Origin of the sequence: Empedobacter sp. GD03797 (genome assembly GCF_029842105.1) — a bacterium.
GTDB classification, from domain to species: domain Bacteria; phylum Bacteroidota; class Bacteroidia; order Flavobacteriales; family Weeksellaceae; genus Empedobacter; species Empedobacter falsenii_C.
In genome coordinates, this window is record NZ_JAOCFS010000025.1 from 33,851 (window position 1) to 48,888 (window position 15,038).

At 33.4% G+C, this 15,038-nt stretch carries 15 protein-coding genes; 5 read left to right on the plus strand and 10 right to left on the minus strand.

All coding sequences use genetic code 11. The features are described 5' to 3' along the window. Window positions 1-13: 13 nt before the first annotated feature. From clpP to N5D90_RS13725, 10 genes are all read right to left on the minus strand, one after another. Window positions 14-679 (minus strand): ATP-dependent Clp endopeptidase proteolytic subunit ClpP, encoded by a 666-nt coding sequence (gene clpP / locus N5D90_RS13680; RefSeq protein ID WP_115001487.1) that lies wholly within the window; start codon window positions 677-679, stop codon window positions 14-16. 50 nt (window positions 680-729) lie between these two features. Further along, window positions 730-2,049, minus strand: coding sequence for a trigger factor (locus tag N5D90_RS13685; RefSeq protein ID WP_038331998.1), 1,320 nt, complete (start codon window positions 2,047-2,049; stop codon window positions 730-732). 279 nt (window positions 2,050-2,328) lie between these two features. After that, a complete protein-coding gene (gene accC / locus N5D90_RS13690; RefSeq protein WP_280062869.1) occupies window positions 2,329-3,693 on the minus strand; it encodes an acetyl-CoA carboxylase biotin carboxylase subunit in 1,365 nt (454 codons plus the stop codon). Window positions 3,694-3,713: 20 nt separating this feature from the next. Further along, window positions 3,714-4,196, minus strand: a complete 483-nt coding sequence (gene accB / locus N5D90_RS13695; RefSeq protein WP_115001483.1) for an acetyl-CoA carboxylase biotin carboxyl carrier protein — start codon at window positions 4,194-4,196, stop codon at window positions 3,714-3,716. A gap of 124 nt (window positions 4,197-4,320) precedes the next feature. Next, on the minus strand, window positions 4,321-4,518 hold the full coding sequence (gene rpmF / locus N5D90_RS13700) for a 50S ribosomal protein L32 (RefSeq protein WP_019975824.1): 198 nt from the start codon (window positions 4,516-4,518) through the stop codon (window positions 4,321-4,323). A 55-nt stretch (window positions 4,519-4,573) separates the two neighbouring features. Then, window positions 4,574-5,155, minus strand: coding sequence for a DUF177 domain-containing protein (locus N5D90_RS13705; protein WP_280062870.1), 582 nt, complete (start codon window positions 5,153-5,155; stop codon window positions 4,574-4,576). A gap of 72 nt (window positions 5,156-5,227) precedes the next feature. Further along, complete coding sequence (gene pdxA / locus N5D90_RS13710) at window positions 5,228-6,301, minus strand: 4-hydroxythreonine-4-phosphate dehydrogenase PdxA (RefSeq protein ID WP_038332007.1); 1,074 nt, start codon at window positions 6,299-6,301, stop codon at window positions 5,228-5,230. A gap of 9 nt (window positions 6,302-6,310) precedes the next feature. Then, window positions 6,311-6,787 carry a hypothetical protein gene (locus N5D90_RS13715; RefSeq protein ID WP_038332010.1) on the minus strand — a complete coding sequence of 159 codons (477 nt, stop codon included), beginning with the start codon at window positions 6,785-6,787 and terminating at the stop codon, window positions 6,311-6,313. Between the two features lie 9 nt (window positions 6,788-6,796). Next, window positions 6,797-7,183: a RidA family protein gene (locus N5D90_RS13720; RefSeq protein ID WP_038332013.1), complete on the minus strand. Its 387-nt coding sequence runs from the start codon at window positions 7,181-7,183 to the stop codon at window positions 6,797-6,799. A 13-nt stretch (window positions 7,184-7,196) separates the two neighbouring features. Further along, a complete protein-coding gene (locus tag N5D90_RS13725) occupies window positions 7,197-9,809 on the minus strand; it encodes a putative LPS assembly protein LptD (RefSeq protein WP_115002116.1) in 2,613 nt (870 codons plus the stop codon). A 72-nt stretch (window positions 9,810-9,881) separates the two neighbouring features. Here N5D90_RS13725 and N5D90_RS13730 point away from each other — a divergent pair, with 72 nt between their 5' ends. The 5 genes from N5D90_RS13730 (at window position 9,882) to N5D90_RS13750 (ending at window position 14,921) form a co-directional block, all read left to right on the plus strand. Then, window positions 9,882-11,177: an N-acetylmuramoyl-L-alanine amidase gene (locus N5D90_RS13730; protein WP_257467976.1), complete on the plus strand. Its 1,296-nt coding sequence runs from the start codon at window positions 9,882-9,884 to the stop codon at window positions 11,175-11,177. 59 nt (window positions 11,178-11,236) lie between these two features. Further along, window positions 11,237-12,211, plus strand: a complete 975-nt coding sequence (locus N5D90_RS13735; RefSeq protein WP_038332017.1) for an MlaD family protein — start codon at window positions 11,237-11,239, stop codon at window positions 12,209-12,211. A 53-nt stretch (window positions 12,212-12,264) separates the two neighbouring features. Beyond that, window positions 12,265-13,590 (plus strand): (Fe-S)-binding protein, encoded by a 1,326-nt coding sequence (locus N5D90_RS13740; protein WP_185144083.1) that lies wholly within the window; start codon window positions 12,265-12,267, stop codon window positions 13,588-13,590. A gap of 71 nt (window positions 13,591-13,661) precedes the next feature. Beyond that, entirely contained in the window at window positions 13,662-14,090 is a 429-nt protein-coding gene (locus N5D90_RS13745) for a phosphoheptose isomerase (RefSeq protein ID WP_125348737.1), read from the plus strand. A 39-nt stretch (window positions 14,091-14,129) separates the two neighbouring features. Continuing rightward, window positions 14,130-14,921, plus strand: a complete 792-nt coding sequence (locus tag N5D90_RS13750) for a (Fe-S)-binding protein (RefSeq protein ID WP_280062871.1) — start codon at window positions 14,130-14,132, stop codon at window positions 14,919-14,921. The last annotated feature ends 117 nt before the right edge of the window (window positions 14,922-15,038 follow it).

Here is a 15,038-nt window from a genome sequence, read left to right on the forward strand (position 1 = left end):
ATTGAATTTAAAATTATTTACGAGGTAATAATACTTCGTCAATCATTCCATATTCTTTTGCTTCTGTAGACGTCATCCAGTAATCACGTTCACCATCTTTTTCGATTTGCTCGAAAGTTTGACCAGAATGAGTTGCAAGAATATCGTATAATTCTTTTTTCAATTTCAAGATTTCCTTCAATGTAATTTCCATATCAGTAGCTTGTCCTTGAGCACCACCTAAAGGTTGGTGAATCATCACGCGAGAATGTTTAAGAGCCGAACGTTTTCCTGCTGCACCTGCACATAATAAAACTGCTCCCATAGAAGCTGCCATTCCTGTACAAATTGTTGCAACGTCTGGTTTTACTAACTGCATTGTGTCGTAAATTCCTAATCCAGCATAAACACCACCACCTGGTGAGTTAACATAAATCTGAATGTCTTTTGTCGCATCCACACTTTCTAAGAACAATAATTGCGCTTGAATAATATTGGCAATTTGATCATCGATTCCTGTTCCTAAAAAGATGATTCTGTCCATCATCAAACGAGAGAAAACGTCCATTTGTGCAACGTTCAATTTTCTTTCTTCAACGATATAAGGCGTTGTATTTTGGATGTAACTCTCCATATGTAAAGAGCTAATTCCTTTGTCTAACAGCGCATATTTTTTAAATTCTTCTCCTACGTTTTTCATTATTAAATTTAGATTTTAAATGAAAGGTATAAAGAATTTTTTAGAAGTGATTAAGCTTCTGCTAATTCTTTATTTTTTTCTGTAATAATGTCAACAAACTCGTCAAATGTTACTTCTTTCTCGTTCAATTTTACATTGTTTTTGAAAATGTCTAACATTTTGTCTGTAAACACTTGGTATGATAAACGGTTGTATTCTTCTTGATTCTGTAAAGCAGACATTGCAATTTGTTGTAATGTTTCTTCTGGAATAGAAGTTTGACCGTACATTTTTAATTGATCCTTGATTGCAGCAAAAGCAGCTTCTTTTACTTCCTCAGCATTTACTTCTACATTGTTAACTTCAGCAATTTTAGCTTCGATTAATTGGTAACGTAAACCTTTGTCCATTTTTACCAATTCTTCTTTTGCTTGCTCTTCAGAAGTTACATTTTCGTTAGAAGTGATTAACCATTTTGTTAAAAATTCTGTTGGTAAATCAAATTGAACTGTATCTAATAATTTAGCTACAACGTCATTGATAATTTGTTTGTCAGATTCTTTGTTGTACATGTTTTCTGACTCTTCTTTGATTTTGTTACGGAAAGCTTCTTCTGAATCTACAGCTCCTTCTCCATAAACTTTATCAAATAATTCTTGGTTAACTTCAGCTTTTTCAGCTTTGTTAATTTCTTTGATTGTATACGTAACGTTAGTTCCTTCTTCAGAAACTTCTGTGTTCAATTGTTGTGCAGCTTCTTCAGCAGTGTCAAAAATATCGTTAGAATTTACTTCTACAACATCACCAGCTTTTTTACCGATAAATGCAGAAGCATCTTTCAATTCTTCTAAACGGATAAATGTAGGTTTAGCTTCTTGCCCTTCTACAGCAGCTTCTACTTTCAATACAGCTTCAGCTTCAGCTTCAGTTAAAGATTTTAATGATCCAAAACGAGCAGCGAAATTATCTACATATTTTTGGATTTCGTCGTCAGCAACTTTTACTTTGTAGCTTTCAACTTCTACTTTAGATAAATCAACATCAAATTCTGGAGCTAATCCTAATTCGAAATCAAATGATAATTGATCAGCATCCCAATCAACGTCTTTCATTACAGGAACTGGATTTCCTAAGATTGATAATTTTTCTGTGTTGATGTATTCAGATACACTTTTTTGTAAAATTTCGTTAACTGTATCAAAAATAACAGCTTGTTCGTATTGTTTTTTTACAAAGCTCATTGGAACTTGTCCTTTACGGAAACCTTTGATGTTAGCTGTTTTTCTGTATTGGTTTAATACGTCAACTACTTTTTCTTGATAATCTGCCTTATCAACAGTTACAGTTAATACTGCGTTTAATTTGTCTGTTGTATTTTTAGTAATATTCATCTACCTTAAATTTGGAGTGCAAATGTATAAATTATTAATGATTTTTAATAGTAAAAAGTAATATTACAATCAATTCATTCACTATAAATTAACAATTCGGATTGAATCTTATCAAATAGTTTAGATTTTGATTTTAGATACAATGATTGAATTGATTATTTACTACTTTTCTGAGGTGATATTTTCAACAATTAAGCCATTTGATTTTTGCTGACACAATGACATAAAAAAATCCAGAACATTCGTTCTGGATTTTTAATATTTCGAAAATTTAATTTCTTATAATTCTCCGTAATTTGCGTAAGATTCGTCAAAAACAAAATCCTCCATAAATTTAGTTGTGTAGTTACCCGCGATAAAATCTGGGTGATCCATCAACTGTAAGTGGAAAGGAATTGTAGTTTTGATACCTTCGATATAGAATTCTCCTAACGCACGTTTCATTTTTGCAATTGCTTCTTCACGTGTTTGTGCAGTAACAATGATTTTTGCAATCATAGAATCGTAGTTTGGCGGAATTGTATATCCAGCATAACAATGTGTATCTATACGAACACCATTACCACCAGGAATATTAATATTTGTAATTTTCCCTGGAGAAGGGCGGAAGTCGTTGTAAGGATCTTCTGCATTGATACGACATTCGATAGAATGTCCGTTTGGATAATAGTTTTGACCAGAGATTGGCTCACCAGCAGCTAACATAATTTGCTCACGAATTAAATCGAAACCTGTTACTTGCTCTGTAATTGGGTGCTCTACTTGGATACGAGTATTCATCTCCATAAAATAGAAATCTCCATGTTTGTCAACTAAGAATTCAATTGTACCAACACCTTCATAACCGATATATTCACAAGCTTTAACTGCAGCATCTCCCATACGTTGACGTAATTCGTCTGTCATGATTGGAGATGGAGTTTCTTCTGCTAATTTTTGATTACGACGTTGAATAGAACAGTCACGCTCTGATAAGTGACAAGCTTTACCGTTTTGGTCACTTGCAACTTGAATCTCGATATGACGTGGTTCTTCGATCAATTTTTCCATGTACATTCCGTCGTTACCAAAAGCTGCAGCAGCTTCTGTACGAGCAGATTCCCATGCGTGTAATAAATCTTCTTCTTTCCAAATTGCACGCATACCTTTACCACCACCACCGGCAGTAGCTTTCATCATAACTGGGTATTTAATTTCGCGCGCAACTTCTAAGGCTTGCTCATAACTTTCTAATAAACCATCAGAACCTGGTACTACAGGAACACCAGCTTCTTTCATAGTAGCTTTCGCATTAGCTTTATCTCCCATACGGTCGATATTGTCTGCAGAAGCACCGATGAATTTTATTCCGTTAGAAGCACAGATTTTAGAAAAAGTAGAGTTTTCAGATAAAAACCCGTAACCTGGGTGAATAGCATCCGCGTCAGTAATTTCTGCAGCCGCGATGATGTTAGCCATTTTTAGGTACGAATCTTTACTTGGAGCAGGACCAATACACACAGCTTCGTCAGCGAAACGTACGTGTAATGAAGTCTCGTCTGCTTTAGAGTAAACAGCAACCGTTTTGATTCCCATTTCTTTTGCAGTACGTATAATACGCATTGCAATTTCACCTCTATTAGCGATTAATATCTTTTTAAACATAATTTTTTAGATGTAATTGATTAAGCTGGATCAATTAAGAATAATGGTTGATCGTACTCAACTGGACTAGCGTCGTCCACTAAGATTTTTACAATTTTTCCAGAAACTTCTGATTCGATTTCGTTGAATAATTTCATTGCTTCAACAATACATAAAACTTTACCTGGAGCAATAGCATCACCTACATTAATAAAAGGTTCTTTACCTGGTCCTGCAGAACGGTAGAAAGTACCAATCATAGGAGATTTAACTGTAATTAAATTACTGTTTTCTTCTTCTGTTGATGTTGTAGAGTTATTTGCTGGTGCAGCTGCAGACGCTTGAGTAGCGGCAACTGGAGCTACAGGAGCTTGTGGTACATAAATTTGTTGAGATGCAACTTGTGCAGGTACGCTTGCTAAAGTTTTGATTTTGATTTCAATGTCATCTTGTTTGATGCTCACTTCAGCAACTTCTGCTTTTGATACGAATCTAATTAAATTTTGAATGTCTTTAATGTCCATATAATGCGGTTTTTTATTTGACCTTTTATGTTTGTTTTCTATAAAACGATTTCAAAGGTATTGAAAAAAAAATAAAAAAAGCTGTTTCTTTTTAGAAACAGCTTCAAAATCTTTGAAGATTATATTATTCAGTAACTTCTTGTACTTTTTCTAATACTACTTTTCCTTTGTAGTATAATTTTCCGTCAGACCAGTGAGCTCTGTGGTATAAGTGTGCTTCACCTGTTGTTTTATCGATTGCTAATTGTGGAGCTTCGATTTTGTAGTGTGTTCTACGTTTATCTCTTCTTGTTGACGACTGTCTTCTCTTAGGATGTGCCATATCTAACTACTTTTTTTTCTTTATTTCTATAATTTATTTTAATAATAAAAACCAATTAAGGTTTCAAATCTTTCAATTTTGCCCAACGAGGATCAATGTCGTTATTATCGTCATCGTCATCATTGTTGTTGTCTTCATCGTAATGCTCGTCTTCTGCATCTTCGTCTAATTCGTAAATGCTGTATTGGTCTAACAATTCAATCATTTCAGAATCGCTTTTGCCATTCAAGACATCGGGATGAATTCGTTTTGTTGGTACTGATAGCATTGCCAATTCATAAAGAACTTGCGCAATATTGATTTGGTATTCTTCTCTTGGAATTACCCACATCTCAAAATCAGTATCGTCAAACTCGTCGCCAAATTTAACAATTAATTCTGCATTATTCGAAATTTCTTGCTGAAACAATTCTCCAGTCAAATCACAAGGAACTGTAATGTCCCCTTTTAAGCTGATTTCTAACTCAAGCATTGTAGATTTTTTATCTAAAATAATTGTTGCAATTAAATTAGGATTGTCAAAATCTTGCTCAATTTCAAATAAATCAAAGAACGATTGTGATAATTCGAATGTAAAATCACTCTTACCAAAAGGCAAGCTTGTAAATACAATATTATAATTTTTTAACTTGTCCATACCACAAAAAGGTGTGCAAAGATAATCTAATTTATTTAAAATTAATAGCTCTTTGCAACTTATTTTAAATTTTTATTCTTTATTATCGCCTTTTTCTAATTTTAGAGGAATATGTTGCAATACATTTTTTGTTAGCTCTTGGTATTCGTTTCGATTTTTATATAATTCGATTGCCGAAAAAATAGCTTCCTTAAATGATTCTTCGTTTGCAATTCCTTTTCCTGCGATGTCGTAAGCTACACCATGATCTGGCGAAGTTCGTACAAATTTTAATCCAGCTGTATAATTAACTCCTTCATCAAAACTAATTGTTTTGAAAGCCACCAATCCTTGATCGTGATACATGGCCAAAACAGCATCAAAAGCGTCTAAATTACTTGGATTGAAAAAACTATCTGCTGAATAAGGTCCGAAAACTAATTGATTTTCGTTAATGCAACGCTCGATAACTGGCGAAATAATTTCTTTTTCTTCTGATCCTAACAGACCATTGTCACCTGCATGAGGATTAAGTCCAAGAACTGCAATTTTTGGTTTTTCGATGGCATAATCTTCAATCAAACTTTTATGAATTTGTTGAATTTTTGCATAAACAGATTTTGGATTAATCTGTTTGGCAACTTCGCTAATCGGAATATGTTGCGTCACTAAACCGACTCTCAATTTCTCTGAAACTAAGAACATCAAAGGTTTTCCTCCCCAAACTTCTCCTAAATATTCGGTATGACCTGGGAAATGAAATTCTTCGGACTGAATATTATCTTTATTAATTGGAGCTGTTACCAAAACATCTGTAAAACCATCTGAAACAGATTTTGCAGCCGCTTTTAATGATTGATAAGCGTGTTCACCAGCTTCTTTGGTTACTTTACCATAATGTACATCAATTTGATCTTTCCAAAGATTAACCACATTGATTTTTCCGTCTACAATTTGATTTGCATCTTGAATACCTTGAAAATTGATTCGGTCAAATTTTAAACGATCTTTTTGATACGATAATAATTTGGTAGAACCGAAAATAACAGGTGTAAAAAACTCAGTTATTTCTTTTTCTTGTAAGGTTTTTAAGATAACCTCAATTCCGATTCCGTTATAATCGCCAATCGAAATGGCAACTCTAATTTTTCTATCTTTTTCAGACATAATGTTAGTTTAATATGATTGGCTGGATGGTTTGTATTTTTTGAAAAATTTCTTGTAAATCAAATCTACAATTAAACCTCCAATCCATGATGAAAAGAATAAAACTGGACAGATCGCAATTTCGTACCAAGTTGGGTGATAAGGCGTGAAAAGAACGTCGCCTAAAGCAACGATTAGCACAATAAAACCTACAAACATCGTGTAAGCTTGTTTAGCTCTTCTTACGATAAGTGCTGTTATGACACCTCCAACTAAAGCTGCAATTCCACTAATTGCTAGCATTGATCCAAAAAATTGAACTTCGAATTTTTTCCCTTCTTGGTGCGAAAAATATTTGATGATGTGTCTCCATTCCGGAAAAACTTTGTCGTCCCATCCTAATCTATCCGCGTTGTATATAAGACCAAATTGTATGATAGCATAGATTACAGCTAATCCTACTATTACAGCAATTGTGTTTCTTAATACAGTTTTGTCTTTTAGCATAATATTTTATTAGTCTGCAATGGCGATTACAGAAATTTCAACATTTACGTCGCGTGGTAAACGAGCAACTTCTACACATTCGCGTGCAGGATAATTTTCATCATTAAAATAAGAAGCGTAAACTTCGTTAACAGCATTGAAATCATTCAAATCCTTAACGAAAATAGTTGTTTTTACAACTTGATCAATTGTTGTTCCACCAGCTCCTAAGATAGCAATTACATTTTTCATGACTTGATGAACTTCATCTTGAATACCAGTCGTAACCAACTCATTTTTTTCTACATTGAAAGGAATTTGTCCTGATGTGTAAATAAATCCGTTGTATTTTACACCTTGTGAATAAGGTCCAATTGCTTGTGGTGCTTTTTCTGTATGAACGATTTGTTTTTTCATATTAATATTTTTTTTAGTAATTAAGTCTTGATCTGTCGTTGTATTTTAAATCTTGTAAGATTGATGCTTTGATTCCGATAAAGAAATCATAACTTTTATATGTTCCCATTGGCGTCCAGTTGAACGATAAGGTAAAGCTTCGTAAATCTCTTTCAAAACCAAAACGTACATAGGTAATTTCACTTTTGATGAAATCGTAAGTTGCATTTGCCGAAATTGCCCAATATGGTGTTGGCGAAATTTTACCATTCATTGCAATAGAACCTGTGCTACTTCCTTTTCGTTCTGTTCCTTTGCTATAATTATAACTTAAATTTGCTGTTAAACTCCAAGGAATAGCAAATTGAGCATAATTATCGCTGTCGTAATAGAAATTTTCGTCACGAACTGTTCCTCGCTTTTTATAGTTCTTGGCATCGAAACGTTTTCCACCAAATGTACTATTGTCAAAAGTATAACCAGTTCCTAATGTCATATTAGAAATACGAAGATTTCCTAAGCCAAGTTCATCAATGTATTGAGCAACTTCATTTCCTTCAGCATTAATGTAACGTTGAATTTTATATGGATTAACAGTTGACGAGAATTGCACATTAACTTTTCTATCAAACAAAGATGTCATTCCATTAATACTAATTGGAGAAAGTTTAAATTCGTCCGCAGAGAAATTATAAGATGAACTCAAACGTAAATATTCAAAAATCTTTACTTTTTTGAAACCTTTCGGATCGTTAGCATCCTTAATTTTCATCTCCAAGTTATTCGAAAGTCCAAAGTTTAATGAATTTGTTAAACCAGGAATTGATACACCATATAACATGTTTTGATATTGGTTGTACCAAACTTCTTCTTGATTTTGGTTTTGATAAGGTTTGTAATATCCCCAAGATTGACTTTGGAAATCTGGCGTATAACTATAACCAATAGATGGTGTAATTACGTGCTGAATTCCTAAAATCTTAGCATCTTTATTTGGATTAAGATATAATCCATAAATATTTGTTGAAACAGAAGCATTGAAATTAAATGTTCGATAAGAATTGAATCCTTTCAATGTTGTATCTTCTACTTTTCCGTTAACAGAATTGTAATTTTTAATCAAACGATTATCACCCCAAACTTCATTATAGTCAGAAGAAAGTGTTAATGGGAAATAATTAGCAAGTGTAATACCTGTTTGCAAACCAATTTTGTGATTCGCACCCATTCGCATTTGATCTTTCCACATTTTGTCCGTAAAGATGTCTTTGTCGTTGGTGTTAACTTCATTTCCAGCTTGCATACTATACGTTAAACCAAGATTCTGAATTAAACCTTCTTTTGGCATATTTTTCTTTGCAAATGGGAAAATACGAGACATCGTCAAGTTGAAACGAGGAAATGCAATGTTAATATCTCCAGTATTATAGTTTTGAGAGTGAGACATACTCAATTGAGCTGTTAGAGGTGCATTCTCAAAGTTTTTTGTTAAGTTGATAGACGAGTTAACGTTGTTTGTAAAAACTTGTCCAGTATTGATGTATTGATTTCGTACAGATTCACGGTAATATTTCGAACTCGAAAAGTTAACGTTCGCATTGAACAACCAATATGGATTTGCTTTTGGGTCTTGGCTATGCGACCACATTACACCAAACATATTTTGTTTAGAAAACGCATTAGAACCTTCGGTAAGACCTTTGATACCAGTTAAACGATTTTCTACATTCGCTGCAAGTCGTCCATTGTATTTATAACGTTTTTTATAGGTAGATTCGGCTCTAGCAGCCCAACTACCTTTTGTATAAACATCTCCCGAAAGTTTTAAATCAAAATTATCTCCAAATGGAACATAAAACCCTAAATCTTCGATAAAGAAACCAAGATTTGTACGCTCACCTGGGCGAGGCATCAAAATACCTGCGGCACGTTTTGCACCCATCGCTGGGATGTAACCAAATGGCAATGCTAAGGGCGTTGGTACGTCATAAATCCACATATTGATAGGTCCGGTAATTAATGTTTTCTTACCATTTTTATCAATCATTTTTCCTTCTTTGGCGCGAAGAAAATAATCTGGTCGAGTATCTTTTCCTTCTTTAAAATAAGTATCCGTTGTAAAATCGGCACGTTTTAACAACATTACCGAATCATTGACACGCTTCGCTTTATCAGCAATGATGATTCCATCTTCTTGCGTCATGCGAATGTTATATGCAATTCCAACTTTCGTTTTGAAATTTACTTTGAAAGCATCTTGCAAAATTTCTTGTTGACCTTGTGTAAACTTAGTTTTTTCAATAATATTCCCAATAGAATCGCGCTTACCTTCGGCATATACATCACCTGTATCCCAATTTAGTTCGATATAATCTGCATCAATAGTCATATCGCCGTAAACTACATGTGCCTTACGCAAAAGGTAAGTCATACGTTTTTTACGATTATGTATTTCGTCCTCGGAATTGTGCTCTACCACAAACTCTAATTTCTCTTTTACAGGGATAATAGTATCTAATTTTACTGAATCAGAAACTATCTTAGAGTGATCTTTATCGTTATTATTTTGCTTAACTTGTCCAAAAGAAACGGTGCAAACCATAACTGGACTAAAAAATAAAATCGATTTAATTGCCTTTGTAAACAAATTGAAAAACTTATTTTTTATAAATTGCGTCAAAATTAATCAAAAAAACAAACCTATAGTATGAGTTTAAAAATGATTAACATACAAAAGTATTTATTTTTTGCGATGATGATGGTATTTTCTACATTTTCATTTGCACAAAAAAAGCAAAATTTTGTAATTGTTATTGATGCTGGTCATGGTGGACATGATGCTGGAGCAAGGGGAGTCGCTGATTATGAAAAGAATATCACGTTAGATGTTTCGAAAAGATTGGCGGAATTAATTAAGAAAAATCACAAAGATGTTAAAGTTGTTTTAACACGTGATACAGATATTTTTTTAGAATTATGGGAACGTACACGAATTTCAAATGATAATCATGCGAATTTATTTGTCTCGATTCACTGTAATTCGGCTGATAACAAAAGCGCAACGGGAACAGAAACATTTGTAATGGGATTGAAACGATCTAACGAAACAGATGAAGTTTCTAAACGTGAAAACTCGGTTGTGTTTTTAGAGAAAGATCAAGAACGTTACGAAAAATTTAATCCAAATGATCCGGAAGCGGTTATCGCTTTTGAGATTATGAATGCAGCTTATAAAGAACAATCTATTCGTTTTGCAGATTTGGTAGAAAAAGGTTTCGTAAATCGTGATTTCAGAAAAAGTAGAGGTGTTAAACAAGCAAATTTTCACGTGTTGAGAGGAAATGCTTCTCCTTCTGTTTTGGTAGAGTTAGGATTTATTTCGAATTATGATGAAGGAACATTTTTAGCATCAGACGAAGGAAAAGATAAAACGACGACTACAATTTATGAAGCTTTTAAACAATTCAAAAAAGAATATGATCGTAGAAGTGGAGTAGAGGACGAGGACGAAAAACCTAAACCAGTTAAAAAAGTTGAAAAACCTGTAGAAGGAAAAAAATTGAAGGTAAGGGTAATGGAGTCTAAAATGAAATTTTCTTCAACTTCGCCGCAATTAAGAGGTTTAACAGATTTAGATGTAATTCAGGAAGGTGATAATTACGTGTATTATTACGGAGAAACAGATTTACAATCTCGTGCAGATGATTTGTTGCAAACGGTAAAACGTAAAGGATTTTCTGGTGCAAAAATTGTAGAATTTGAAACGAATAAAAAATTAGAAGGTGGTAAAAATTATCGTGTTCAGTTTATGACATCAAATAAAAAATATAAAGACAAAGACGAAAAATTTAATGGATTGACAAATGTGTTGCGAGTAAAAGAAGGTGGACTTCAGAAATATTATTATGGCTCTGATAAAACAATGGAATCTGCTCAAAAAACATTGAAACAAGTACAAGACAAAGGTTTTAGAAACGCCTTTATCGTTACATTTAATGGTGAAGAACCAATGTAAACGTAATATAAAATGTTTCTTTACAAATTAAATTTTATTTTTGCATAAAATCATAACAAGTGAAGTTATCTAAAGAATTAAAAATAGGAGTTGTTACCATCTTAACCTTAGTAGGTTTTTTCATGCTATTCAATTTCTTAAAAGGTCAAAATATTTTTTCATCAGGACGTTTGTTTACTGTAAAATACGAAAATGTAAGCGGATTAGCTCCTTCTAAACCTGTTTCTGTAAACGGTTTGAGAGTTGGTCAGGTGAAAGAAATTAAAATTATAGATACTGCAAAACCTATCTATTTTGAAGTCGTGATTTCTGTCGAAAAAGATATTCAATTTTCGAAAAAAACAATTGCAGAAATTTACGAACCAGGAATTATGTCTGGACCAGAAGTTAGACTTTTATTAGACTATGGACCAGATGTAGCAAAAGATGGTGATTATTTACAAGGTCGTATTGCAGGCGGAATGTTAGATGGTTTGACGAAACAATTAACGCCAACACAAGCAAAGTTAGATAGTGTTTTATTAAGTTTTAATCAAACATTAGGAAGTGTAAACAATGTTTTGGATCCGTCAACTCAACAAGATATTAAAGCAATGTTGAGAAACTTGAATCATACAATTGATTCGTTCGACAAAACAGCGCAATCGTTGACTGCAACATCAAATAGTGCAAATAATTTGATCAAAACAAACGAAAAGACATTGAACACAACGCTTAACAATGCAAGTGCTACAATGGCTTCTGCAAAAGCTACGGTTGACAAATTTGGAAAAACTGCGGATAAATTAAACGCGTTAGAATTAGATCAAGTGATTAAGAATTTTGAAAATGCGTCTAAAAACTTAAATACATTGTTAGAAGATATGAACAATGGAAAAGGTTCTTTAGGAAAATTAGCAAAAGATGAAACGCTTGCTAACGAACTTGAAGCAACAATCAAAAATATGAATGAATTGGTAACAGACTTAAAGAAAAACCCAAGTCGTTATGTGAACATCTCTGTTTTTGGTAAAAAGCAACCAGTTCAGCCATAAAATCAAAACTAAAATTTAAATACTCAAAACTCAAAAAAAACTAATAAAAAATGATGAAGTACATTCCAAATGTAATCTTTCTTCTAATTATGATAGGAAGTATTTGGTTCTTTGCGCAAAACGTAAAGAAACTTATACGTAACATCAAATTAGGGAAAGAAATAGATCGTTTCGATCATCCTGCGGAAAGGTGGAAAACGATGGCTCGTGTGGCTTTAGGACAAGGTAAAATGACTGTTCGTCCTCTTGCTGGTATTCTACATGTTTTTGTTTATGTAGGATTTGTTTTAATCAATATCGAAGTATTAGAAATTATCATCGATGGTGTATTCGGAACACACCGTATTCTAAGTTTCTTAGGAGGTTTCTATAACGGAATGATAGGGTTTTTCGAGATTTTAGCCTTTTTGGTGATGGTTTCGTGTATCATTTTCTTCTGTAGAAGAAACTTTGTAAAAGTTGGACGTTTTTGGAAACCAGAAATGAAAGGCTGGGCAAAAGACGATGCTAATTATATCCTAATTATGGAGGTTGCATTTATGTTGGCTTTATTTACAATGAATGGTGCAGATCAAGTGTTACAAAAAATGGGTGCACCTCATTATATCGAAACAGGATCTTTTCCAATTTCTTCTTGGTTAACAGCACCAATTATTAGTCAATTCAACGACATCACATTTATTACAATTATAGAAAGAGCAGCTTGGTGGTTTCATATCATCGGAATTTTCTTTTTCTTAAATTATTTGTATTATTCAAAACATTTACACATCATTTTGGCTTTTCCAAATACATGGTTTTCTAAGTTAGAACCAAAAGGAGAATTCAATAATTTACAATCTGTAACAGATGAGGTAAAAATGATGATGGATCCAAATGCAGATCCTTACGCAGCACCTGCCGAACCACAGGGAGAGCCAGAAACATTTGGAGCAAAAGATATTTTTGATTTAAACAGAGTACAATTATTGAATGCCTACACATGTACGGAGTGTGGGCGTTGTACATCTGAATGTCCAGCAAATTTGACAGGGAAAAAATTATCTCCTCGAAAAATTATGATGGATACTCGTGATCGTTTAGAAGAAGTAAGTAAAAACATCGATGCAAACGGAAGTTTTGTGGATGATGGTAAAATGCTTGTCAACGATTACATTTCACCAGAAGAATTATGGGCATGTACATCTTGTAATGCATGTACACAGGCTTGTCCAGTAAATATCGATCCGTTATCAATTATTGTTGATTTACGTCGTTATTTGGTAATGGAACAATCTGCTGCACCAAACGAGTTGAACATGATGATGACAAATGTCGAAAACAATGGAGCTCCTTGGCAATTTAACAATGCGGATAGATTGAATTGGGCAAACGATTAAAATTGTAAAATACAATTACTCATTCTCAAAGAACTATTAATTTTTATACATAACACACAAACACAACACACATGGAAAATTTCTTAGAGGAAAAAATTGAAAACGGAGAAAGAGTAAGTCCTATTTTACCAGAAAATGTCAAGAATTATTTAATTGACATTGATGGAACAATTTGCGATGATATTCCTAACGAAGAACCAGAACGTATGCTAACAGCGGAGTTATATCCTGATGCTTTAGAAACGTTAAACAAATGGTACGACGAAGGACATATTATCACATTTTTTACATCACGTACAGAAGAACATCGTGAGTACACAGAAATTTGGTTGAAAAAACATGGTTTCAAATATCATGGACTTTTAATGGGAAAACCTCGTGGAGGAAATTATCATTGGGTAGACAACCATTTAGTGAAAGCGACACGATACAATGGTAAATTTACAGATTTGGTAGAAAAAAATGTTTCGATTCAAGTTTTTGATGATGGAAAACATTAAACCGAATCCATTCAAATAACACAAAGACTACAAAAAAATATGTCAAATATTACAGTTAAAACAATGGCTCAATATATGGCCGAAGGCAAACAACCAGAAGTTTTGTTTTGGGTTGGATGTGCTGGAAGTTTTGATGATAGAGCCAAAAAAATAACACGTGCATTCGTTAAGATTTTAAATAATATTGGCGTAGAATTCGCCGTTTTAGGAACAGAAGAATCGTGTACAGGTGATCCTGCAAAACGTGCTGGAAACGAATTTGTTTTCCAAATGCAAGCCATAATGAACATAGAAGTTCTGAATGCTTACGAAGTGAAAAAAATCGTTACAACTTGTCCACATTGTTTCAATACCTTAAAAAATGAATACCCAAGTTTAGGTGGAGAGTATGAAGTTTTGCATCATTCTCAATATTTACAACAGTTAATCAACGAAGGTAAATTGAAATTAGAAGGTTCTGAAACGTTCAAAGGAAGAAGAATCACTTTCCACGATCCTTGTTATTTAGGACGCGGTAACGATGTGTACGAAGCGCCTCGCGAATTAATCGAAAAATTAGATGCCGAGTTAGTCGAAATGAAACGTTGTAAAACACGTGGATTATGTTGTGGTGCTGGTGGAGCGCAGATGTTCAAAGAACCAGAAAAAGGAAACAAAGACGTCAATATCGAGCGTACAGAAGAGGCTTTAGAGAAAGAGCCACACATTATCGCAACAGGTTGTCCATTTTGTAATACAATGATGACTGACGGTGTAAAACACTTCGAAAAAGAATCAACGGTTATGGTAAAAGACTTAGCTGAGTTGATTATGGAAGCGAAAGATTTATAATCGAATTTTTAAAAATAATACTGAATAAAGCCATCTCAACGAGATGGCTTTTTTTGTACTAAAATTTTAACTTTCTAACATCTAACATCTAACATCTAACATCTAACATCTAACATC

What these genes read in the sequence shown, in the direction of transcription:
- clpP (WP_115001487.1), bottom strand. Translation starts at nt 679, where the DNA reads ATGAAAAACGTAGGAGAAGAATTTAAAAAATATGCGCTGTTAGACAAA.
- N5D90_RS13685 (WP_038331998.1), bottom strand. Translation starts at nt 2,049, where the DNA reads ATGAATATTACTAAAAATACAACAGACAAATTAAACGCAGTATTAACT.
- accC (WP_280062869.1), bottom strand. Translation starts at nt 3,693, where the DNA reads ATGTTTAAAAAGATATTAATCGCTAATAGAGGTGAAATTGCAATGCGT.
- accB (WP_115001483.1), bottom strand. Translation starts at nt 4,196, where the DNA reads ATGGACATTAAAGACATTCAAAATTTAATTAGATTCGTATCAAAAGCA.
- rpmF (WP_019975824.1), bottom strand. Translation starts at nt 4,518, where the DNA reads ATGGCACATCCTAAGAGAAGACAGTCGTCAACAAGAAGAGATAAACGT.
- N5D90_RS13705 (WP_280062870.1), bottom strand. Translation starts at nt 5,155, where the DNA reads ATGGACAAGTTAAAAAATTATAATATTGTATTTACAAGCTTGCCTTTT.
- pdxA (WP_038332007.1), bottom strand. Translation starts at nt 6,301, where the DNA reads ATGTCTGAAAAAGATAGAAAAATTAGAGTTGCCATTTCGATTGGCGAT.
- N5D90_RS13715 (WP_038332010.1), bottom strand. Translation starts at nt 6,787, where the DNA reads ATGCTAAAAGACAAAACTGTATTAAGAAACACAATTGCTGTAATAGTA.
- N5D90_RS13720 (WP_038332013.1), bottom strand. Translation starts at nt 7,183, where the DNA reads ATGAAAAAACAAATCGTTCATACAGAAAAAGCACCACAAGCAATTGGA.
- N5D90_RS13730 (WP_257467976.1), top strand. Translation starts at nt 9,882, where the DNA reads ATGATTAACATACAAAAGTATTTATTTTTTGCGATGATGATGGTATTT.
- N5D90_RS13740 (WP_185144083.1), top strand. Translation starts at nt 12,265, where the DNA reads ATGAAGTACATTCCAAATGTAATCTTTCTTCTAATTATGATAGGAAGT.
- N5D90_RS13745 (WP_125348737.1), top strand. Translation starts at nt 13,662, where the DNA reads ATGGAAAATTTCTTAGAGGAAAAAATTGAAAACGGAGAAAGAGTAAGT.
- N5D90_RS13750 (WP_280062871.1), top strand. Translation starts at nt 14,130, where the DNA reads ATGTCAAATATTACAGTTAAAACAATGGCTCAATATATGGCCGAAGGC.